17 protein-coding genes are annotated in these 19,056 nt (G+C 74.0%); 3 read left to right on the top strand and 14 right to left on the bottom strand.

The features are described from left to right. Positions 1 to 111: 111 nt before the first annotated feature. Positions 112 to 972 carry a 3-hydroxybutyryl-CoA dehydrogenase gene (locus ACFYUZ_RS14845; RefSeq protein WP_389308955.1) on the top strand — a complete coding sequence of 287 codons (861 nt, stop codon included), beginning with the start codon at positions 112 to 114 and terminating at the stop codon, positions 970 to 972. 145 nt (positions 973 to 1,117) lie between these two features. On the opposite strand, the gene ACFYUZ_RS14840 is transcribed toward ACFYUZ_RS14845, so the two are convergent. From ACFYUZ_RS14840 to infC, 10 genes are all read right to left on the bottom strand, one after another. Further along, positions 1,118 to 1,648 carry an NUDIX hydrolase gene (locus tag ACFYUZ_RS14840; RefSeq protein ID WP_389308953.1) on the bottom strand — a complete coding sequence of 177 codons (531 nt, stop codon included), beginning with the start codon at positions 1,646 to 1,648 and terminating at the stop codon, positions 1,118 to 1,120. 63 nt (positions 1,649 to 1,711) lie between these two features. Then, positions 1,712 to 3,052 (bottom strand): transcriptional regulator, encoded by a 1,341-nt coding sequence (locus ACFYUZ_RS14835; RefSeq protein WP_389308952.1) that lies wholly within the window; start codon positions 3,050 to 3,052, stop codon positions 1,712 to 1,714. 318 nt (positions 3,053 to 3,370) lie between these two features. Further along, a complete protein-coding gene (locus tag ACFYUZ_RS14830; RefSeq protein ID WP_389308950.1) occupies positions 3,371 to 4,438 on the bottom strand; it encodes a PP2C family protein-serine/threonine phosphatase in 1,068 nt (355 codons plus the stop codon). 283 nt (positions 4,439 to 4,721) lie between these two features. Further along, positions 4,722 to 7,253: a phenylalanine--tRNA ligase subunit beta gene (pheT, locus tag ACFYUZ_RS14825; protein WP_389308948.1), complete on the bottom strand. Its 2,532-nt coding sequence runs from the start codon at positions 7,251 to 7,253 to the stop codon at positions 4,722 to 4,724. Continuing rightward, positions 7,253 to 8,392: a phenylalanine--tRNA ligase subunit alpha gene (pheS, locus tag ACFYUZ_RS14820; protein WP_389308947.1), complete on the bottom strand. Its 1,140-nt coding sequence runs from the start codon at positions 8,390 to 8,392 to the stop codon at positions 7,253 to 7,255. Before pheS ends, pheT begins: the two co-directional genes overlap by 1 nt. Positions 8,393 to 8,548: 156 nt before the next feature. Further along, positions 8,549 to 9,712, bottom strand: coding sequence for an ATP-binding protein (locus tag ACFYUZ_RS14815; protein WP_389308945.1), 1,164 nt, complete (start codon positions 9,710 to 9,712; stop codon positions 8,549 to 8,551). Positions 9,713 to 9,793: 81 nt separating this feature from the next. Further along, positions 9,794 to 10,633, bottom strand: coding sequence for a TrmH family RNA methyltransferase (locus ACFYUZ_RS14810; protein WP_389308943.1), 840 nt, complete (start codon positions 10,631 to 10,633; stop codon positions 9,794 to 9,796). A 149-nt stretch (positions 10,634 to 10,782) separates the two neighbouring features. After that, positions 10,783 to 11,169 carry a 50S ribosomal protein L20 gene (gene rplT, locus ACFYUZ_RS14805; RefSeq protein WP_225799578.1) on the bottom strand — a complete coding sequence of 129 codons (387 nt, stop codon included), beginning with the start codon at positions 11,167 to 11,169 and terminating at the stop codon, positions 10,783 to 10,785. 106 nt (positions 11,170 to 11,275) lie between these two features. Further along, a complete protein-coding gene (rpmI, locus tag ACFYUZ_RS14800) occupies positions 11,276 to 11,470 on the bottom strand; it encodes a 50S ribosomal protein L35 (RefSeq protein WP_041128339.1) in 195 nt (64 codons plus the stop codon). Between the two features lie 125 nt (positions 11,471 to 11,595). Continuing rightward, positions 11,596 to 12,327, bottom strand: coding sequence for a translation initiation factor IF-3 (infC, locus tag ACFYUZ_RS14795; RefSeq protein ID WP_373412947.1), 732 nt, complete (start codon positions 12,325 to 12,327; stop codon positions 11,596 to 11,598). Between the two features lie 270 nt (positions 12,328 to 12,597). Between infC and ACFYUZ_RS14790 the strand changes: the two genes are divergently transcribed. After that, positions 12,598 to 12,966 carry a DUF1844 domain-containing protein gene (locus ACFYUZ_RS14790; RefSeq protein ID WP_041128341.1) on the top strand — a complete coding sequence of 123 codons (369 nt, stop codon included), beginning with the start codon at positions 12,598 to 12,600 and terminating at the stop codon, positions 12,964 to 12,966. Positions 12,967 to 12,970: 4 nt separating this feature from the next. Here the strand turns inward: ACFYUZ_RS14790 and ACFYUZ_RS14785 are convergent, their stop codons facing one another. From ACFYUZ_RS14785 to ACFYUZ_RS14775, 3 genes are read right to left on the bottom strand one after another with little or no spacing between them, the layout of a single operon-like run. Next, the gene (locus tag ACFYUZ_RS14785; RefSeq protein ID WP_389308941.1) at positions 12,971 to 13,705 is read right to left on the bottom strand and encodes an SseB family protein; all 735 of its coding nucleotides are present in this window, start codon (positions 13,703 to 13,705) and stop codon (positions 12,971 to 12,973) included. Between the two features lie 34 nt (positions 13,706 to 13,739). Then, positions 13,740 to 14,921: a type VII secretion-associated serine protease mycosin gene (gene mycP / locus ACFYUZ_RS14780; protein WP_389308939.1), complete on the bottom strand. Its 1,182-nt coding sequence runs from the start codon at positions 14,919 to 14,921 to the stop codon at positions 13,740 to 13,742. Next, on the bottom strand, positions 14,918 to 16,444 hold the full coding sequence (locus tag ACFYUZ_RS14775; RefSeq protein ID WP_389308937.1) for a hypothetical protein: 1,527 nt from the start codon (positions 16,442 to 16,444) through the stop codon (positions 14,918 to 14,920). The genes mycP and ACFYUZ_RS14775 overlap by 4 nt, the downstream gene beginning before the upstream one ends. A gap of 129 nt (positions 16,445 to 16,573) precedes the next feature. Here ACFYUZ_RS14775 and ACFYUZ_RS14770 point away from each other — a divergent pair, with 129 nt between their 5' ends. Beyond that, complete coding sequence (locus ACFYUZ_RS14770; protein ID WP_389308935.1) at positions 16,574 to 17,776, top strand: amino acid deaminase/aldolase; 1,203 nt, start codon at positions 16,574 to 16,576, stop codon at positions 17,774 to 17,776. Here ACFYUZ_RS14770 and ACFYUZ_RS14765 read toward each other — a convergent pair. Continuing rightward, complete coding sequence (locus ACFYUZ_RS14765) at positions 17,773 to 19,023, bottom strand: haloacid dehalogenase-like hydrolase (RefSeq protein WP_389308933.1); 1,251 nt, start codon at positions 19,021 to 19,023, stop codon at positions 17,773 to 17,775. The two genes, ACFYUZ_RS14770 and ACFYUZ_RS14765, sit on opposite strands and share 4 nt — an antisense overlap. Positions 19,024 to 19,056 lie beyond the last annotated feature (33 nt).

Raw genomic sequence — 19,056 nt, 5'->3', positions numbered from 1 at the left:
CGATCATCGGTTAATGAGCGGTAACGTCGTGGGGGTAGAGGCGGACGCACCCGGAATCACACGGGCCCCCCGCCGCCGGAGAAGAGCGAAAGGCACGAGGTGACGGACTCCATGGCCGACATTGAGCGCGTCGGAGTGGTGGGCTGCGGCCAGATGGGCGCGGGCATCGCGGAGGTGTGTGCCCGGAGCGGGCTCGAGGTGAGGGTCGCCGAGACCACCGGCGAGGCGCTGGAGATCGGCCGCACGCGGCTCTACAACTCGCTGAACAAGGCCGCCGAACGCGGCAAGATCAGCGAGGAGGAGCGGGACGCGACGCTCGCCCGCCTCAGCTTCACCACCGACCTGGGCGAGTTCGCCGACCGCGACCTCGTCATCGAGGCGGTCGTGGAGAACGAGCAGGTCAAGACCGAGATCTTCCAGGTCCTCGATCAGGTGATGACCCGGCCGGACGCCATCCTGGCCTCGAACACCTCCTCCATCCCGCTGGTGAAGCTGGCCGTGGCGACCTCCCGCCCCGACCAGGTCATCGGCATCCACTTCTTCAACCCGGCCCCGGTGCAGAAGCTCGTCGAGCTGATCCCGGCCCTCACCACCTCCGAGGGCACGATCAGCCGGGCCCAGGCCTTCGCGGAGAAGGTGCTCGGCAAGCACGCGATCCGCGCCCAGGACCGCTCCGGCTTCGTGGTCAACGCGCTGCTCGTGCCGTACCTCCTCTCGGCGATCCGGATGTTCGAGTCGGGCATCGCGAGCCGCGAGGACATCGACAACGGCATGGAGTTCGGCTGCGCCCACCCGATGGGCCCGCTGAAGCTCTCCGACCTGATCGGCCTGGACACGATCGCGTCGATCGCCGACTCCATGTACTCCGAGTTCAAGGAGCCGCTGTACGCCGCTCCCCCGCTGCTCCAGCGCATGGTGGACGCCGGCCGGCTGGGCCGGAAGACGGGCTCGGGCTTCTACCCGTACTCCTGAAACCCCTGCTCCCGAAGTCCGTGCTCACGGAAGAGGAGCACCCCCAGACCCGGAGCCCGGCGTCCGACCCCTGATGCCGCGCTCCGGCCGGACGGCCCGTACACCCGCACAGGTACGGGCCGTCCGGCACATCGCGCTCCGCGTCTCAGCCGAGGCGCAGGTGGTGGAGCATCAGCAGTCCGGCGGCCGTGTTGGCGGCCGGGACCTCGCCCCGGGCGATCAGCTCGGGGATCTCCTTCAGCGGGACCCAGGCCCTTCGTGAGGACTCGAAGGCGTCCTCGGGCGGTCCGGTGTAGGTGGCCCGCTCCGCCCAGTAGAGGTGGTGGCGGGCGTCGGTGAGGCCGTTCGAGGGTTCGACGGTGAGGAGATGGCGCAGCGGCCCCGGCCGCCAGCCGGTCTCCTCCTCCATCTCGCGGGCGGCGGCGGACTCGATGTCCTCGCCGTCCTCGACGACGCCCGCGGCCAGTTCCCAGCCCCAGCTGTCGGTGATGAAGCGGTGGCGCCAGAGCATCAGGACTTCGTCGGCCTCGTTGACGGCCGTCGCGACGGCGACCGGGCGAAGCCGGATCAGATAGTGGTCGAGATGACGGCCGTCGGGGAGTTCGACGTCCGCGAGGTTCACTCGGAACCAGCGGTTCTCGTAGACCGAGTGTTCGCTGATTTTCGTCCACTGCACGTTTCTTGCCACCTTCCGATCGGTCGGTGCTTGTTTGGTGGCAATATCGCAGCAGTTGGCGGCTCAGAGGGGAACGCGCAGCGCCCCTTCGATGAGAGCGGCGGCCTCCCGGGCTTCCCCGCAGCCGCTCGCGAGGAGCTGCTCCCGCACCTGCGTCAGCCGGTCCCGCAGCCGCCGCGACTCCATCCCCCGCGCCCGCTCCGTCATCTCCACCGCCGTGCGCGCCGCCTCCTCGGCCTCCCCCTGCCTCAGCTCGATCCGGCACAGCATGGCGAGCCGGTGCACCCGGCCCCGGTCGTGCGAGGGGGTGCCGACCGCGGCCGAGGCGTGCTCATGGGCGGCCTCGAAGTCCCCCAGGCCGAACAGGGCCTCCGCCACCTGGACGTTGACGAATCCCGGCTGGACGTAGCCCGTCTCGACCGGCTCCTCCCCCGGACTGATCCGCTCCGCCGCCGCCTCGGCCCGTCGGATGCAGGCCAGCGCCGCGGTCCTGTCGCCCAGACGCGCGTACGCCTTCGCCTGCATCGCCGTCAGATCGGCGGCGAGCGCCGGGGTGATCTGCCGTCCCGCCGCCCGCAGCGCCGCCTCCGCGAACGCCACGGCCTGCCGGTACTCCCCCGTGAACAGCGACTGGTTGACCAGGAGCGCGATCACGTACGCGCCCAGCCCCCGGTCCCCACTCGCCTTCGCGAGCCGCAGCGCCTGGTGGAAGTAGCGCTGGGCGAGGCCGTGCGCGTCCGCGTCGTAGGCGCAGATTCCGGCCACCGCGACGAGCCCGCCGGCGGCCCGGTGCAGACGCCGCCCCAGCGCGTCGCCGTACGCGCCCCGGAGCAGCGGCGCGGTCTCGGCGTTGAGGAAGCCGACGATCCGCGCCCTGGTCGCGATGCCGCCGGCCCTGCGGTACATCTGCTCGTAGTGCGACCGGGCGGCGCTCAGGACGGCGATGTCGGCCGCCGAGACCGTCGTCCGGCCCGTACGCGAGACGTCCACGTCCTCCGGCGGGTTCTCCCACTCCCACACCGGCATCACCGCCTGGGTGCCGGTCACCGCCGGGGCGTCCACGATGTGCGGCCGCTGCTGCTCGTCGGAGCGCCACAGCGCGGCCGCCCGCTCCACGAAACCGGACAGCGGCGACCCGGCGGCCGGCGGCGGGCCGCCCGGCACCCCGAGGCCGATGTCGTCCAGGGTCACCTGCCGGTGCAGCCGGGCGGCGAGCACCTCGCAGATCAGGTCCGGCACCTGGCCGCGCGGCCGCTGCCCCTTCAACCAGCGGGCCACGGCGGTGTGTTCGTACCGCAGGGCGAGACCGCGGGCCCGGCCCGCCCGGTTCACATGGGCGGCCAGGCCGGCGTTCGAGACGCCCGCTTCGTCGAGCAGGGCGTCGAGCAAGGTGTTGGGCTGCATGGCCGCTCCGGTCACTCGCATAACCGCTCCGCTCGGAGAACTCAGCCTAGCGGTGGCCGAATTCATACGGGCCGAACCCCAGAGAAGCCCCCCGTACCGGTGATTTCGCACGGGGTGTGAACGAAGTACCCGTTCTCCCGGGCCGCGTGCTCTGCCACGCCCGCCCCGGCCCCGGTTGACTGTGCTTCTCGCCGCAAGGCGACGACCGGGCCGCCGGCTCCCCCTCGTACAGTGCGGCCGCCCGGTCCGCGTCGCCCGCCCCGCTGATCTGCCCGACACTCCGTGGCGGGGCGGGCGGCGCCGGCCCCGCCCCTCCGCTCAGCGGTGGGAGGAGGGGGCGGGCCGGGGTCGGCGCAGCCCGGGTTCGGCGGGCTGCGCCGGCACCCGGACACGGTCGTTGCGCACGACGAGCAGCGCGATGTCGTCGGCGAGCCGGCCGCCCGTGTGATGCAGCAGCTCCGCGTGGACCCGGCGGACCAGGGCGGCGGGCGCCTCGCCCGGCACCCCGGCCAGTGCGGCGTCGAGCGCGAAGAACCGGCCCCGCTGGTCACGGGCCTCCTCCGCGCCGTCGGTGTGCAGGACCAGCGTCTCGCCGGGCGGCAGCCGGACCGCCGTGTACGGCACGATCCCGGCGGGCAGCGGCAGCACCCCGAGCGGGGGCAGCGGGTCCCCGACCGGGAGCCGCTCCGCCCGCTTGCCGAGGCGGTACGGGCCGGGGTGGCCGCAGTTGAGGACGGCGAGCCGTCCGTCGGAGCGCACCTCCACGAGCAGCAGGGTGACGAACTCCTCCGCCGCCGGATGCTCGGGCTCCGCCCCGGCCCGCGCCGGGTGCTCCTCCCGCGCCCGCTCCCGCAGGTGGCGCTCCAGGGCCCGCTCCAGACGCCGCAGCACCCCCGCGAGGTCGGGCTCGTCGTGCGCGGCCTCGCGGAAGCTGCCGAGGAGCGCGACCACCGCGCCGAGCGCGGGCAGCCCGTGCCCCCGGACGTCCCCGATGACGAGCCGCACGCCGTAGGGGGTGGCGACCGCCTCGTACAGGTCCCCGCCGACGGACGCGCCCCGGGAGGCGGAGAGCTGCCCGGCGGCCAGCGCGAGGCCGTCGAGACGGGCCGGCAGGGGGCGCAGCAGGACCCGCTGGGTGGCGGCCGCGACGGCCCGGACGCGGGCGAGTTCCCGCGCGAGCCCGTGCCGGACGCCCAGCACCATGCCGAGGCCGACGGTGAGGAAGACGACGCCGGTGGCGATCCGCATGGGCAGCCCGGGCTGCCGGGCCAGCGGACAGCCGTACTTCCACGCCACGGCCACGGCGCCCCACGCGGTGGGAAGAGCGAGCGGGGCCAGCCGGCGAAGCCGGGAGCCATCGGTGGGCAACGACCTGGTACGGATCATGCACGGCCCTTCCCGAGCCCCGACAGCGCCCGGAAGCGCTGCGGCACACAGGTCCGCCCCTGCGGCCGCGTCGATTCTGCCGAGCGCGTGGGGCGCCGTGGAACAGCCCCCGGCGATCTCACCCGAAGGAGTGAGCACCCCCGTCGCGCCGCCCTTCGCCAGGGCTTCGCCACGCGCACGGACGGCCGGGACCGGGGCAGGCGTGCGGTTCCCGGGCCCCGCGAACGGCGGAGGGCCGCCCGGGGATTCCCCGGGGCGGCCCTCCTGGTGGTGCCGCGGTCCGTCAGGCGCCGCGCAGGACGGCACCCGTGCGCTCGGCGGCCAGGGCCACCGCGGCGTCGCGGGCCGCGGTGGCCTCGTCGACCGTCAGGGTGCGGTCCGGGGCGCGGAACTTCAGCGCGTACGCCAGGGACTTGCTGCCCTCGCCGAGCTGGTCGCCGGTGTAGACGTCGAACAGCCGGATGGACTCCAGGAGTTCACCCGCGCCCTCGGTGAGGGCGGCCTCGACGTCGGCGGCCGGCACGTCGGCGGCGACGACCAGGGCGACGTCCTGGGTGGCGACCGGGAAGGAGGAGATCCGGGGGGCCTTCACGGGACCCTCGTTCGCCTTCTCCAGGAGGTCCAGGTCGATCTCCATCGCGCAGGCGCGGGCCGGGAGGCCGAACGCCTTCACCACGCGCGGGTGGAGCTCGCCGGCGTGGCCGACGAGGACCTTCTCGCCGTCCACCTCGACGTGGAACGCGGCGCAGCGGCCCGGGTGCCAGGGCGCGTGCTGGTCGGCGCTGATGATCAGCTCGACCCCCGCCTCGGCGGCCACGGTCCGGCCGGCCTCGACGGCGTCCGCCCAGTCGGACGGACGGCCCTTGCCCCACCAGCCGGCCTGCTCGCGCGCACCGGCGAGGACGACGGCGACGCGGCGCGGCTGCGCGGGCAGCACGGCGTTGATCCCGGCGATCTCCTCGTCGGTGGGGCGGCGGTCGACGCCCAGGCGGACGGCGACGCCCGGCTGGCCCTCGGCCGGCCGGAAGACCAGACCGGTCTCGAAGAGCGCCAGGTCGTGGCTGCCGCGGCTGTCGTTGCGGCGGAGCGCGCCGAGCAGGCCCGGGAGCAGCGTCGTGCGGAGCGCGGGCTCCTCGTCCGACAGCGGGTTGACCAGCTTCACCAGGCGCCGACGGTCGTCGTCCGCGTCGAGACCGAGGTGGTCGAGGGCCTGCTCGCCGATGAACGGGTAGTTCAGCGCCTCGACGTAGCCGGCGCCGGCCAGGGCGCGGCCCACCCGGCGGTGGACGCGCTGGCGGTCGGTGAGCCCGCGGCCGGCCGGGGGCTTCGGCAGCGTGGAGGGCAGGTTCTCGTAGCCCTCCAGGCGGATGACCTCTTCGGCCAGGTCGTTCGGCACGTAGAGGTCGGGGCGCCACGACGGCACGGTGACGACGAGCTCGTCCTGGCCGTAGACGTCGCAGCCGACCTCCTGGAGGCGGCGGACGACGATCTCGCGGCCGTAGGCGACGCCCGCGACCTTGTCGGGGTGGTTCGCCGGCATGGTGATGGTGTGCGGCGCGGAGGGGGCGGCGATCTCGGTGACGCCGGCCTCGGCCGTGCCGCCCGCGAGGAGCACGAGCAGGTCGACCGTGCGCTGCGCCGCCGCGGCGGCGGCCTGCGGGTCCACGCCGCGCTCGAAGCGCTTGGACGCCTCGGAGGCCAGCTTGTGGCGGCGGGCCGTGCGCGCGATCGAGATCGCGTCGAAGTGCGCGGCCTCGATGACGACCTCGGTGGTGCCCGTGACGATGCCGGTCTCCGGGTCGGTGACCGGGTCGGCGATCTCGGTGTTGGCACCGCCCATGACGCCGGCGAGACCGATCGGCCCGCGGTTGTCGGTGATGACCAGGTCCCCGGAGTCGAGGACGCGCGCGGTGCCGTCGAGGGTGGTGAACTTCTCGCCGGCGGCGGCGCGGCGGACCCCGATGGGGCCGTCGATCCGGTTGCGGTCGTAGGCGTGCAGCGGCTGGCCGAGTTCGATCATCACGTAGTTGGTGATGTCGACGGCGAGCGAGATCGGGCGCATGCCGACCTTCTGCAGGCGGCGCTGCAGCCAGATCGGGCTGCGGGCCTCGGGGTCGAGACCGACGACCGTACGGGCGGTGAAGCGGTCGCAGCCGATCGGGTCGGCGATCTGGACCGGGTAGCCGTACGAGTTGGGCGCGGGCACGTCGAGGAGCGCCGGGTCGCGCAGCGGCAGGCCGTAGGCGGTGGCCGTCTCGCGGGCGACGCCGCGGATCGAGAGGCAGTAGCCGCGGTCCGGGGTGACGGCGATGTCGAGGACCTCGTCGAACAGCTCCAGGAGGACCGTGGCGTCGGTGCCGACCTCGTGCTCCGGGGGCAGCACGATGATGCCGTGCGTGCCGTCGTCGCCCATGCCGAGCTCGTCGCCGGAGCAGATCATGCCCCGGGAGACACGGCCGTACGTCTTGCGCTCGGCGATCCGGAAGTCACCGGGGAGCACGGCGCCGGGCAGCGCCACGACGACCTTGTCGCCCTCGGCGAAGTTCCGGGCGCCGCAGATGATCTCCTGGGGCTCGCCGGTGCCGTTGGCCTGGCCGACGTCGACGGTGCAGAAGCGGATGGGCTTCTTGAACTCCGTCAGCTCCTCGATGGTGAGGACCTTGCCGACCACCAGCGGGCCGGTCAGTCCGGCGCCGAGCTGCTCGACGGTCTCGACCTCGAGGCCTGCCGAAATGAGCTTGGCCTGGACGTCGCGGCCGGTCTCCGTCGCCGGCAGGTCGACGTACTCCCGCAGCCAAGAAAGCGGGACCCGCATCAGATCTCCATCCCGAACGGCCGGGTGAACCGGACGTCACCCTCGACCATGTCTCGCATGTCTTCCACGTTGTGGCGGAACATCAGCATCCGCTCGATGCCGAACCCGAAGGCGAATCCGCTGTACTTCTCGGGGTCCACACCGGCGGCGACGAGCACCTTCGGGTTGACCATGCCGCAGCCGCCGAGCTCGATCCAGCCCTCGCTGCCGCAGGTGCGGCAGGGACGGTCCGGGTTGCCGACGGACTCGCCGCGGCAGACGTAGCAGAGCATGTCCATCTCGGCGGACGGCTCGGTGAAGGGGAAGAAGTTCGGCCGCAGCCGGGTCTTCATGTCCGGGCCGAAGAGCGCCTGGACCATGTGGTCGAGGGTGCCCTTGAGGTCGGCCATGGTCAGGCCCTCGTCGACGGCGAGCAGCTCGATCTGGTGGAAGACCGGGGTGTGCGTGGCGTCGAGCTCGTCGGTGCGGTAGACGCGGCCGGGGCACACCACGTAGACGGGGGGCTCCCGGTCGATGAGGGTGCGGGCCTGCACCGGCGAGGTGTGCGTACGGAGCACGACGCCGGACTCGTCGCCCGTGGTGGGCTTCCCGTCGGGGGAGGTTCCCTGGACGAAGAAGGTGTCCTGCATCTGGCGCGCCGGGTGGTCCGGGACGAAGTTGAGGGCGTCGAAGTTGAACCACTCCGCCTCGACCTCGGGGCCCTCGGCGACCTCGTACCCCATGGAGACGAAGACGTCGGAGACGCGCTCCATGAGCGTGGTCAGCGGGTGCCGGGCGCCGGCCGGGACGCGGTCGTACGGCAGGGTGACGTCGACGGCCTCCTCGACGAGGACGCGGGCGTCGCGCTCGGCCTCCAGCTCGGCCTGGCGGGCGGCGAGCGCCTTGGAGACGACGCCGCGGGCCTGGCCCACGAGCTTTCCGGCGGCGGCCTTGGCCTGCGGCGGCAGGGCGCCGATCTCCCGGTTGGCGAGCGCCAGCGGCGAGGTGCCACCGGTGTGCGCGGTCTTCGCGTGCGCGAGCGCGTCGAGGTCGCCCGCGGCGGCGAAGGCGGCGAGCGCCTCGTCCCGCATGCGCTCGATCTCTTCCGGTTTCAGCGCCTCGACCTCGACCGGGTCGTACGACTTATTGGGTGCGGACATCTCTTCCCGTGCTTCCGTTGGCTGGCTGGGCGGCCCCGCTCGACGTCAAGGGCGCAAACGTGCCAAAGGACGAGTCTAACGGGGCGCGGGGACGCGAATGGGCCCGTGGGCAGGCCGGACGGCTCCTGATCTCGTGGGGTCTCGACTGCTGAGACGTCAGAGGAGGTGGGCCGGGGTGCCGACGGGCAGGATAAATCGGAACTCGGCCCCGCCACGGGGGCCCCGTCCGACGGTGATGGTGCCGCCGTGGGCCTCGACGACGCCCTTGACGATGTAGAGGCCGAGGCCGGTGCCGCCGCGTTTGCTGCCCCGCCAGAAGCGGGTGAAGACGCGGCTCATCGACGCTTCGGGGATGCCGGGTCCCTCGTCGCTCACGGTGACCTCCGTCCCCTCTTCTCCGTCGTCGCCCAGCGTGGTGGGTGCCACCTCGATGGTGACGGTTCCCTCGCCGTGGCGCACCGCATTTTCGAGGAGGTTCCCGAGGATCTGGTCGATCTTGTCGGGATCGGCCCAGAGCGCGGGCAGCTGGGGCCTGATCCGTACGAAGAAACGGTCGGGGGACTGGCCGGCGGTGGTGTGCACCTGGATGTGCCGGCCGACGGCGGCGGCGATGTCGACGGGCTGGCGGCGCACTTCGAGGCGGCCGGAGTCGATCCGGGAGATGTCGAGGAGTTCGGCGATGAGCCGCTTGATGCGGCCCGCGTCGGCGTCGACCGTCTCCAGCATGAGCCGCTTCTGCTCGTCGTTGAACCGCTCCCACTTGTCGAGGAGGGTGGCGGTGAAGCCCTTCACGGAGGTCAGCGGCGAGCGCAGTTCGTGGGCGACGGTGGCGATGAGCTCGGCGTGGCTGCGCTCGGTGCGGCGGCGCGCCTCGGTGCCGCGCAGGGAGACCACCACGCGGCGGACGGGGCCGGTGGGGTGCTCGCGGACGTACCGGGCGGAGACGAGGACCTCGCGGCCGCCGGGGAGCAGCAGGTTGCGCTCGGGCTGGCCCCGGCGGGTGGAGAGTCCGCCGTACGGATCGGTCAGCGCCCACCAGCGGCGTCCCTTGAGGTCCTCCAGGGGCAGCGCCTCGTCGAGGGGGAGGCCGAGGGCGCGCCGGGCGGGGACGGCGGTGATGCGGCCGGCGGCGGCGTTGAAGCAGACGACGCGACCGGTCTCGTCGGCGATGACGAGGCCGTCGGGCAGGTCGTCGGGGTCGATCCCCGCGAAACCGGCCGCCGCCGCGGCGGAGCCCGGCGCGCCGCCGGGTCCGGGCGGTTCCTGGGCGTGCGGGGCGGCGCTCCGTGCCTGTGCGGGACTGTCCGTGCCGACCGTCATCCCCGTATCCCACCCCTCCGTGTAGCGCAGTGGGCCCCCGAGTGCGTCACTCTACTGGGCGGGGAGGGCGGAATGGACCCCTCAGGCGGAGGTTCGGGGGCGCTGGGCACGGGCGGAGGCGTACAGGCAGACCGCGGCGGCGGTGGCGAGGTTGAGGCTCTCGGCCCTGCCGTGGATCGGGACGCGGACGACGGCGTCGGCGAGCGCCCGGGTCTCCTCGGGCAGTCCCCAGGCCTCGTTGCCGAAGATCCAGGCGGTGGGCCCGCCCATGGTGCCGGCGTCGAGCTCGTCGTCGAGGTCGTCCCGTCCGGCCCCGTCGGCGGCGAGGATCCGCACGCCCGCGCCCTTGAGTCCGGCGACGGCCTGCTCGACGGGGACGCCGACGGCCACCGGGAGGTGGAAGAGGGAGCCGACGGAGGCGCGGACGGACTTGGGGTTGTAGAGGTCGACGGAGGCGTCGGTGAGGACGACGGCGTCGGCGCCGGCCGCGTCGGCGCAGCGCAGGACGGTGCCGGCGTTCCCGGGGTCGCGGACGTGCGCGAGGACGGCGACCAGCTTGGGCCGGGCCGCGACGATCTCGTCGAACGGCGAGTCGAGGAAGCGGCAGACGCCGACGAGGCCCTGCGGGGTGACGGTCTGGGAGACCTCGGCGAGGACGGCGTCGGAGGCATAGTGGACGCGGGCGCCCGCGGCGCGGGCGGCGTCGACGATCGCGTCGTAGCGCTCGGCGGCCTCGACGGTGGTGAACAGCTCGACGAGGGTGGGCTCTCCGCCGGGTCCGCGGTGTTCGACGGCCTCGCGGACGGCCTGCGGGCCCTCGGCGATGAAGAGGCGGTCCTTGCCCCGGAAGTTGCGCTTGGCGAGCCGCCGGGCGGCGACGACGCGCGGGGAACGCGGGGAGATCAGCTCGGGGGTGACCATGGGGTGCGGCGGTTCTCTCTTCGGGGCCGGGGCGCGGCGGGGCCGATGGCCCTGGGGCCGGGACTACGGGTTCTCGGGGGCCGACGCACCCGGACCCGCAGGCGCGAGCGCACCTGCGGGTCCGGGCGGAAGTACTGCGGCCTGGAAGATCAGGCGGCGGCCTTCGGGGCGTTGACGTCGGCCGGGAGGGCCTTCTGCGCGACCTCGACCAGCGCGGCGAACGCGTTGGAGTCGTTGACGGCCAGCTCGGCGAGGATCTTGCGGTCCACCTCGATGTTGGCGGCCTTCAGACCCTGGATGAGGCGGTTGTACGTCATGCCGTTCAGGCGGGCAGCGGCGTTGATGCGCTGGATCCACAGCTGACGGAAGTCGCCCTTGCGCTTCTTGCGGTCGTTGTAGTTGTAGACCAGCGAGTGGGTGACCTGCTCCTTGGCCTTGCGGTACAGGCGCGAACGCTGACCGCGGTAGCCGGAGGCCTGCTCGAGGATCGCCCGGCGCTTCTTGTGGGCGTTGACTGCCCGCTTGACGCGTGCCACTTCTTAACTCCTTGTAGCGGGGTCGTGGTGGTCCTCACACGACCCGAAAAACGGATGGGTCCCGGACGGTGCCGGATGCCCTCGTCGCCGAGGGCGGGAGATCAGATCAGATGCCCAGCATCTTCTTGATCTTGGCGGAGTCACCCGGGGCCATCTCGGCGTTGCCGGTGAGGCGACGCGTCAGCTTGGACGACTTGTGCTCGAGCAGGTGGCGCTTACCGGCGCGCTCGCGCAGGATCTTGCCGGAGCCGGTGACCTTGAAGCGCTTCTTGGCACCGGAGTGCGTCTTGTTCTTCGGCATAGCGCCGTTCTCTCCTCGTCAGTGGCGCTCCCCCCGGTGCGGGCACCGGTCGACCGGGAGCGTCATTCTTCGGTTGGGTGGGACCGGACGGAATCCGGGGGCTGCCGGGAGGCAGCCCCCGTGGATCACGCCTCGGCGTTCTCGGCCGGGGTCTCGGTCGAGGTCTCCTCGGCAGCGGCGGCGGGGGCCTCGGACGAACCGCCCTGGCGCTCCGCCTTGCGCGCAGCCTGGGCCTCGCGAGCCTCGGCCATGGCCTCGGTCTTCTTCTTGTGCGGACCGAGAACCATGATCATGTTCCGGCCGTCCTGCTTCGGGTTGGACTCGATGAACCCAAGCTCCTGGACGTCCTCGGCGAGGCGCTGCAGAAGTCGGTAACCGAGCTCCGGGCGGGACTGCTCACGACCGCGGAACATGATCGTGATCTTGACCTTGTCGCCCTGCTTGAGGAACCGGACGACGTGACCCTTCTTGGTGTCATAGTCGTGCGGGTCGATCTTCGGCCGGAGCTTCATCTCCTTGATGACCGTGTGCGCCTGGTTCTTGCGCGCCTCACGGGCCTTCATGGCCGACTCGTACTTGAACTTCCCGTAGTCCATGAGCTTGCACACGGGCGGGCGGGCGTTCGCCGCGACCTCGACCAGGTCGAGGTCGTACTCCTGCGCGAGCTCCAGGGCCTTGGCAAGGGGGACGATGCCCACCTGCTCGCCGCTGGGGCCGACAAGACGCACCTCGGGAACGCGAATCCGCTCGTTGATGCGGGGCTCGGCGCTGATGGATCCTCCTCGGTAGCACCACGCGACCGCCTTGGCGGACGGACACGTCACGTGAAACAGTTGAGACCAACCGGGCCGGTACATGAAAAATGCCCCGGACGGTACACAGGCGGGGCTCCACGGAAAACCGGAGCACCACCACGGTGAACCGCGGGGCGCGCATCGGGCGGCTCCATCGTCCGTACGGAACGATGGGCGCCACCTGACCGGTGACCCGCCACCCGCGAGGGTGGTCAGGTGGGAGTACGGAGCCTCCACTTGTGGGCCGGACACAGAGATGTCCAGCCGGTCGTTACACAAGGTTAGCAGGACCCGGCGGTCGGCGCGAACCGTACGTCCGCTTATCGTGTGGGCATGAGCGAGACGCCCCAGAACGAGTCCACGGACACCCCCGACTTCGAATCCATGACCCGCGACATCGCGGAGGTCCCGGCGGTCGAGGTGATCGTGACGGTCGCCGTCAACCTGATGAGCGCCGCCGCGGTGAAGCTCGGGCTGACCGAGGAGGGCGAGAAGCACAAGGACCTCGACGAGGCGCGCAAGCTGATCCACGCGCTCGCGGGCCTCCTGGACGCCGGCGCGACGGAGGTCTCCTCCTTCCACGCGGCTCCCCTGCGGGACGGCCTGAAGTCCCTCCAGCTCGCCTTCCGCGAGGCCTCCCTGATCCCGGACGAGCCGGGCCAGGGACCGGGCGAGAAGTACACGGGCCCCGTGTACGGCTAGGAAATCACCGCTTCACGTAGAAGGGCTCGCCAGGAGGCGTGGCCGAGGCCGGCAGGAGTGCCAGGTCGAGGCCCCGCACCAGGCGGGCCCTCAGTGTTTCGTCGGCGGCCAGGGCGCGGGCCACGCGCTGGGCCGCCTCCGCCGGGGAGGCGTCCGCGGCGAGGACCAGGGCGACCGTGCCGTCGGCGGTGCCGGGGCCCAGGTGGGCGCGGAGCACCGCGGGCTCGGCGGCCACGGCGGCGCGCACGGCCTCCCGTACGGCCGGGTCGTCGAGCGGGTCGGTGCTGGAGCGGCCCTCGGCGAGGGCGAGCAGCGCGGAGCCGGTCACCTGGTACGGCACGGGGCCGGCCAGGTCCAGGACCAGGGTGTCGGCCTTCTCGTGGACGAGGGCCGCGATCGCCTGGTGGACGGGGACGGCCACGGGCCGGGCCTGCGGGTCCCAGAGGGCGAGCGAGGCGATCGAGGTGAAGGCCGGCAGGGCCCGCCGGTCGCCGGCCGTCAGGGTGGGGACGGCCATGTCGCTCGTCTTCTCCTGCTTCAGCCCCGTCTCGGGGTCGGTCTCGACCTCGCCGAGGACGGCGACCACGGGGACGAGCAGCCGGGCCCCCTTCAGGGCTTCGAGGACCGGGCCGTGGGCGGTTCTGTCCTCCGCCCAGGCCGCGAGGGCCGCGGCGAGCCGCGGGTCGGCGGTGCCGTCGTCTTCGGAGAAACCGGGGTCCGGGATGTTCTTGAGCGCCACGCCCCGAGCCTAACCGCCGGGTCCGGGCCGCCGGCTAGGAGGTCCGGTGGGCGCGCCGGAGCATCACGGCGGTGAGGAGGAGCAGGGCGCCGAGACCGCCGGCGACGGGGGCGAGCAGCCCGAGGGGGCGGCTCTCCTCGGCGGCGGGGAGGGGGCCGGGCCCGAAGTAGCGGCCCCGGTAGCCGGTGGCGGTGCCCTTGGGGTCGCCGCCCTCGATCCGGCCCCCGGCGGCGATCGCGGCGGCCGGGTCGACCGTCCCGTACCCCTTGGCGTCGCTGCGTCCGCCCTTCGGCCGGTTGCGGGCGGTGTCGATGAGCAGCCGCTTGATCTGGGCGGGGGCGAGGTCGGGGTGCGCGGAGCGGACGAGGGCGACGGCCCCGGAGACGAACGCGGCGGCGGCGCTGGTGCCCCAGCCCTCGTAGTAGCGGCGGTCGGGGTCGGCGATGACGATGTCGTCGCCGGGGGCGCTGACGGTGGCGTACCAGCGGCGGGTGGAGAAGGAGGCGTGGGTGCCGTAGCGGTCCACGGCGGCGACGGCGATGACGCCGGGGTAGGCGGCGGGGTACGAGATGTGGTCGCCCTTCTCGCCGCCGTTGCCGGCGGAGGCGACGACGGAGACGCCCTTGGCGAGGGCGTACTGGACGGCGACGTCCTCGCCCGCGTCGGGGTGGGCGGACTTGGAGTCGTCGCCGAGGGACAGGTTGATGACGTCGGCGCCGTGGTCGGCGGCCCAGCGGATGCCTTCGGCGAGGGCCGTGCCCCGGGTCTTGCGGGCCTTGTCGCGGGCGCCGTCGGTGGACTCCAGGATGACCCGCACGGGCAGGATCCGGACGTCGGGGGCGACGCCGAGGACGCCGTCCTCGCCGCCGGGGCCGTGGCCGTGCCCGGCGATGATGCCGGCCATGGCGGTGCCGTGCCGGGCCCAGGCGCGGTCGCCCTCCGCCGCGCCGAAGCCGATGAGGTCGCGTCCGGGGAGCACCGAACCCGCGAGGTCCGGGTGGTCGGCGTCGACGCCGGTGTCGAGGACGGCGACGGTGACGCCGTGGCCCTTGGTGGTGCGCCAGGCCTCCGTGGTGTGGAGGGCTTCGAGGCCCCACTGGCGGGCCCGGATGGTGTCGGCGTGGGCGGGGGCGGTGGTGGCGGGCAGGACGGAGAAGGCGGCGGCGAGCAGGGCGACCGCGCCGCCCCTGGTGCGGCGGTGGGCGGGTCGGATCACCGGGCGTTCTCCTTGGCGGCCGCGGTGGCGGCCGTGCGCAGCAGTCGTACGAGGCGTTCGGTGATGCCCTTGGCCTCGTGCCCGAGACCGGACTGGGCGGTGGCGTCGGTGCGGTTCGCGGTCATGGCCCGGTCGGCGGGGACGGGGCCGCCGTCGACGGTCCGGCCGTCGGCGAAGCCGGAGACGGCGGTGACGACGACGGGGAGGTCGACGGGGGCGTTCAGCCACCAGGCGGCGCGCTGCGGGGCGCCGAAGCGGGCGGCGACGGTGCCGGGTCCGGCGAGGGCCGGGGGGACGTCCGCGCCGAGCCGGGTGGTGAGGTCCCGGCCGAGGGTGCGCTGGGTGGCGGCGTCGGCACGGGTGAAGACGAGGCCGACGGTGATCACGCTGGTGGTGGTGGCGTCGGTGTACGTGGCGCGCAGGACGCGCTCGCAGCCGAGCGGTTCGACGGTGGCGCGGAGGGCCTTGGAGAGGACGGCGGGGGTGCAGGCGGCGTCCGGGGCGACGACGATCCGGGTCCAGGTGCGGTCGGCGCCGCCGGGGCCGGCGCCGGGGCCGGCGAGGGTGCGGGGGAAGAGGGTGTCGACGGGGGCGTTGTGCCAGAGGTCCTCGGCCTCGGCGTACCCGACGGGTTCGGCGGGCTTCCCGGGCTCGGACGCGGCCAGCCACACGCCGGCGAGGGCACCGCCGATGAGTCCGAACCCGAGCACGGCGCAGGCGGCGACGGCGAGGGTCCGCCCGGGGCGCCGCTCCCGCACGGGCCGCAGGCGCGTGGTGATCTCGACGGGCGCCTCGGGCGGGAGCGCGCCGGGCCCGCGGTACGGGGCAGCGGTGCGGACCGCCGCGTGAGGAGCCGGGCCGGGGCTCCCGGCGGCGGTGCCCGGGCGCGGACCGGGGGCGGCGCCCGGGCGCGGACCGGGGGCGGCGCCCGGGCCGCCCGGCCCGGCCGCGGGCCGGGCGGGGCCGACTGCGGGCCGGGCGGGGGCGACCGGGGGCCGGGCGGGGGCGACCGGGGGCCGGGTGGGGGCGACGGGCCCGTGGGGGGCGTCCGTCGGCCTTGCGGGGGTGTCCGTCGGCGCCGCCGGGGCCGTCGTGGGCCGGGGCGGCGCAGTCGTGGTTCCGGCGGGGAGGGCATCGCGAGGGGCGCCCGCGGCCGTGGGCCCGGCAGGGGCGCCCGCGGGCCGGCCGGGGCCGGAGGGCGGCTGGGCGCCGGGGCCCGTCGGCCCCGTGGGGGACGACAGGGGCCGGCGCGGCGCGGGCGGCGCCGCGCCGTCGTCGGGCGGTCCTGCCGGGCGGGGCGGGACGGCGGCCTGCGCGGACGTCGCCGGGACGGGCGTCGGCCGGTGGGGCGGCAGGGGCGCGGCGGGCGGAGCGGCCGCCGGCGTCGGTGCCTGCGGGCGGGCCGGAGGGCCTGAGGGCCGGTCCGCCGCGGGGACCGGGCGCAGGCGGGTCGTGGTCTCGACCGCCGGGAGGTCCGTGGCGTGGGGGGCCGGGAGCAGGGCGTCCGTGATGCGGGAGGTCATGGGGCGGTGCTCGCCGGTCATCCCGTCCCCCCGCTCGTGTCGACAATGCCCGTCACTCTACGGGCTGTTCCCCCGCGCACGGGAACCCAGGGGCTACCCACCCCCAAACCTCTCTGGCAAGCTCGGGCCATGACTCCCCGTGCCGCCGACCGGGCCCGTTACGACCGGGCCACCGCTCATCTCGACGCGCCCGTGGCGATCGTCGACCTGGAGGCCTTCGACTCCAACGCGGCGGACCTCGTGCGCCGGGCCGGGGGCAAGCCGATCCGCGTGGCGAGCAAGTCGGTCCGGTGCCGGGCGCTGCTGGAGCGGGTGCTGTCGCGCGACGGGTTCGCCGGGATCATGTCGTTCACGCTCGACGAGTCGCTGTGGCTGGCGCGCGCCGGGTTCGAGGACGTCCTCCTGGCGTACCCCTCGGCCGACCGTTCGGGGTTCGGGGAGCTCGTGCGGGACCCGAAACTCGCCGCCGCCGTGACGGTGATGGTGGACGACGTGGCGCAGCTCGATCTGATCGACGCGGCCCGCGCGGGCGGGACGGAGGAGGTGCGGGTCTGTCTGGAGCTGGACACGGCGCTGCATCTGCTCGGCGGGCGGATACGGGTCGGGGCGCGGCGCTCGCCGCTGCGGGAGCCCGCCCAGCTCGCGGAGCTGGCCCGTTCCGTGGTGCGGCGGCCGGGCTTCCGGCTGGTCGGGATCATGGCGTACGAGGGGCACGTCGCCGGCGTCGGGGACTCGGTCGCGGGCCGGCCGCTGCGCTCGCGGGCGATCCGGCTGATGCAGTCCGCCGCCCGCAAGGAGCTGGCGGAGCGCAGGGCGGCCGTGGTGCGGGCCGTCCGGGCGGTGGCGCCGGACCTGGAGTTCGTGAACGGCGGCGGCACCGGGAGCGTGCAGCACACGGCCGCCGAGGACGCGGTGACGGAGATCGCCGCGGGCTCGGGGCTGTTCGTGCCGCGTCTCTTCGACGACTACACGTCCTTCAGCGGGCGTCCGGCCGCGCTCTTCGCGCAGCCGGTGGTCCGCCGCCCGGGTGTGGGCGTGGTGACGGTGCTCGGCGGCGGCTACCCGGCGTCGGGTGTCGCGGGCCCGGACCGGCTGCCCGTCCCGTACCTGCCCGAGGGGCTCCGGTACGACCCCCAGGAGGGTCCCGGCGAGGTGCAGACCCCGCTGCTCGGCTCCCCCGCCGACGACCTGAGGATCGGGGACAAGGTCTGGTTCCGGCACGCGAAGGCCGGGGAGCTGTGCGAGCGGTTCGAGAGCCTGCACCTGGTGGAGGGGGATCGCGTCACGGCGGCCGTGCCCACGTACCGGGGCGAGGGGATGACCTTCCTCTAGAACACGGTGTCCAGCTGGTCCGGGACGATGCTGCCGTCCGTCCGCCGGACCGGCTGCCCCGTCCCGTCGCTCGCCGTGTAGCCGGTCGTCGCGCAGGGGTACGCGCTCGTCCTCCGCTTCTTCGGCTCGATGAACATGGGGTTGACGAGCCAGCGGCCGTCGCCGTTCTCGTAGGCCCGGCACATGAGTTCGCTCTTGTTGCGGTTGAGGACCAGGCGCAGCCCGGTGGCGTCCCGCAGGAAGGAGACGTCGGTGTCGGAGTCTCCGGCGGCGAAGACCTGGCGGCGGTCGGCGGGCTGGACGCGCTCGGCGGCGGGGCCGCGGACGCCGAAGATCTCCTGGTTGATCCAGCAGCGCTTGCCGTCGATGTAGGTGATCATCGTGTCCTCGCCGTCCCGGACGGTGCCGCAGCCCTTGAGGTGGGTGGTGAGGCGGCCGTGGTCGGTGGTGTTGCGGATGCCGAGGGCGTGGGTGGGGTCGACACCGACGCCCTCCGCCCAGACGTCGACGACGGGTTCGGGCGAGGCGGAGACGATCCAGACGTCGAAGCCGCCGTCCCGGAGGGCGCGGACGAGGTCGCGCTGCTGGTCGTAGTAGCGGACCCAGCCGGTGACCTGTGCGGTGCCGACCCGCTGGGTGGCGCCTTGGGGGGCGGCGAGGTTCTCGGCGCGGGCGGCGGCGGCGAAGGAGGCGGCCTGGCGGGTGGTCCAGCCGTGCAGGAGCTGGGCGAGCCAGGCGTACTGGGGCTCCGTGCGCCGGTGGTCGTAGCCGGCGAAGGCGGTCTTTCCGCCGGTGGTGGCGCCCGTGGCGTAGACGGAGAGGAGCTCGTCGGCGCAGCGCGTGTCGGTGGCCGTGGGGAGGGTGCGGACTCCGGTGGGGCAGGCCGCGCCGAGGGCGGTCGCGGCCTCCGGGGTGAGGTGGCGGCTCGTGGTGGACCAGTCGCCGCCCTTCGGGGGCCGGACGCGGTCGTTGCGCAGCAGCCAGAAGAAGGTGGCGTCGCCGACGTCGTTCTTGACGACCGTGTTGTCCCAGTCGAAGACCGCGACCGGCTTCCGGCCGCCCCTGTCGTCGCAGTGGTCGGCCAGCAGCGCCTCGATGCGGGCCCTGTTGTCGCCGTACCAGCCGTCGGAGGTCTTCAGGGTGGGGCATCCGGCGGGCCCGGCCCCGGCGTTCGCCGCGGGGAGGAGGCCGGTGGCGGCGAGGGCGAGGGCGGCCGCCGCGGCGAAGGTGCGGAGCTTGCCGTTCATGAACACTCTCCTGGGTGGACGCGGACAGCCGGG

It is taken from the genome of Streptomyces sp. NPDC004266 (assembly GCF_042874095.1).
In the GTDB taxonomy this organism is placed as follows: Bacteria; Actinomycetota; Actinomycetes; order Streptomycetales; family Streptomycetaceae; genus Streptomyces.
Note: the sequence above shows the minus strand (reverse complement) of the source record. Positions and strands in the feature narration are given on the sequence as shown.

Coding starts and splice junctions, on each gene's coding strand:
- pheS (WP_389308947.1), bottom strand. CDS start 8,392: ATGTCCGCACCCAATAAGTCGTACGACCCGGTCGAGGTCGAGGCGCTG.
- ACFYUZ_RS14830 (WP_389308950.1), bottom strand. CDS start 4,438: ATGATCCGTACCAGGTCGTTGCCCACCGATGGCTCCCGGCTTCGCCGG.
- ACFYUZ_RS14835 (WP_389308952.1), bottom strand. CDS start 3,052: ATGCAGCCCAACACCTTGCTCGACGCCCTGCTCGACGAAGCGGGCGTC.
- ACFYUZ_RS14815 (WP_389308945.1), bottom strand. CDS start 9,712: ATGACGGTCGGCACGGACAGTCCCGCACAGGCACGGAGCGCCGCCCCG.
- ACFYUZ_RS14810 (WP_389308943.1), bottom strand. CDS start 10,633: ATGGTCACCCCCGAGCTGATCTCCCCGCGTTCCCCGCGCGTCGTCGCC.
- pheT (WP_389308948.1), bottom strand. CDS start 7,253: ATGCGGGTCCCGCTTTCTTGGCTGCGGGAGTACGTCGACCTGCCGGCG.
- ACFYUZ_RS14775 (WP_389308937.1), bottom strand. CDS start 16,444: ATGACCTCCCGCATCACGGACGCCCTGCTCCCGGCCCCCCACGCCACG.
- ACFYUZ_RS14790 (WP_041128341.1), top strand. CDS start 12,598: ATGAGCGAGACGCCCCAGAACGAGTCCACGGACACCCCCGACTTCGAA.
- infC (WP_373412947.1), bottom strand. CDS start 12,327: ATGTACCGGCCCGGTTGGTCTCAACTGTTTCACGTGACGTGTCCGTCC.
- ACFYUZ_RS14845 (WP_389308955.1), top strand. CDS start 112: ATGGCCGACATTGAGCGCGTCGGAGTGGTGGGCTGCGGCCAGATGGGC.
- ACFYUZ_RS14765 (WP_389308933.1), bottom strand. CDS start 19,023: ATGAACGGCAAGCTCCGCACCTTCGCCGCGGCGGCCGCCCTCGCCCTC.
- rpmI (WP_041128339.1), bottom strand. CDS start 11,470: ATGCCGAAGAACAAGACGCACTCCGGTGCCAAGAAGCGCTTCAAGGTC.
- ACFYUZ_RS14770 (WP_389308935.1), top strand. CDS start 16,574: ATGACTCCCCGTGCCGCCGACCGGGCCCGTTACGACCGGGCCACCGCT.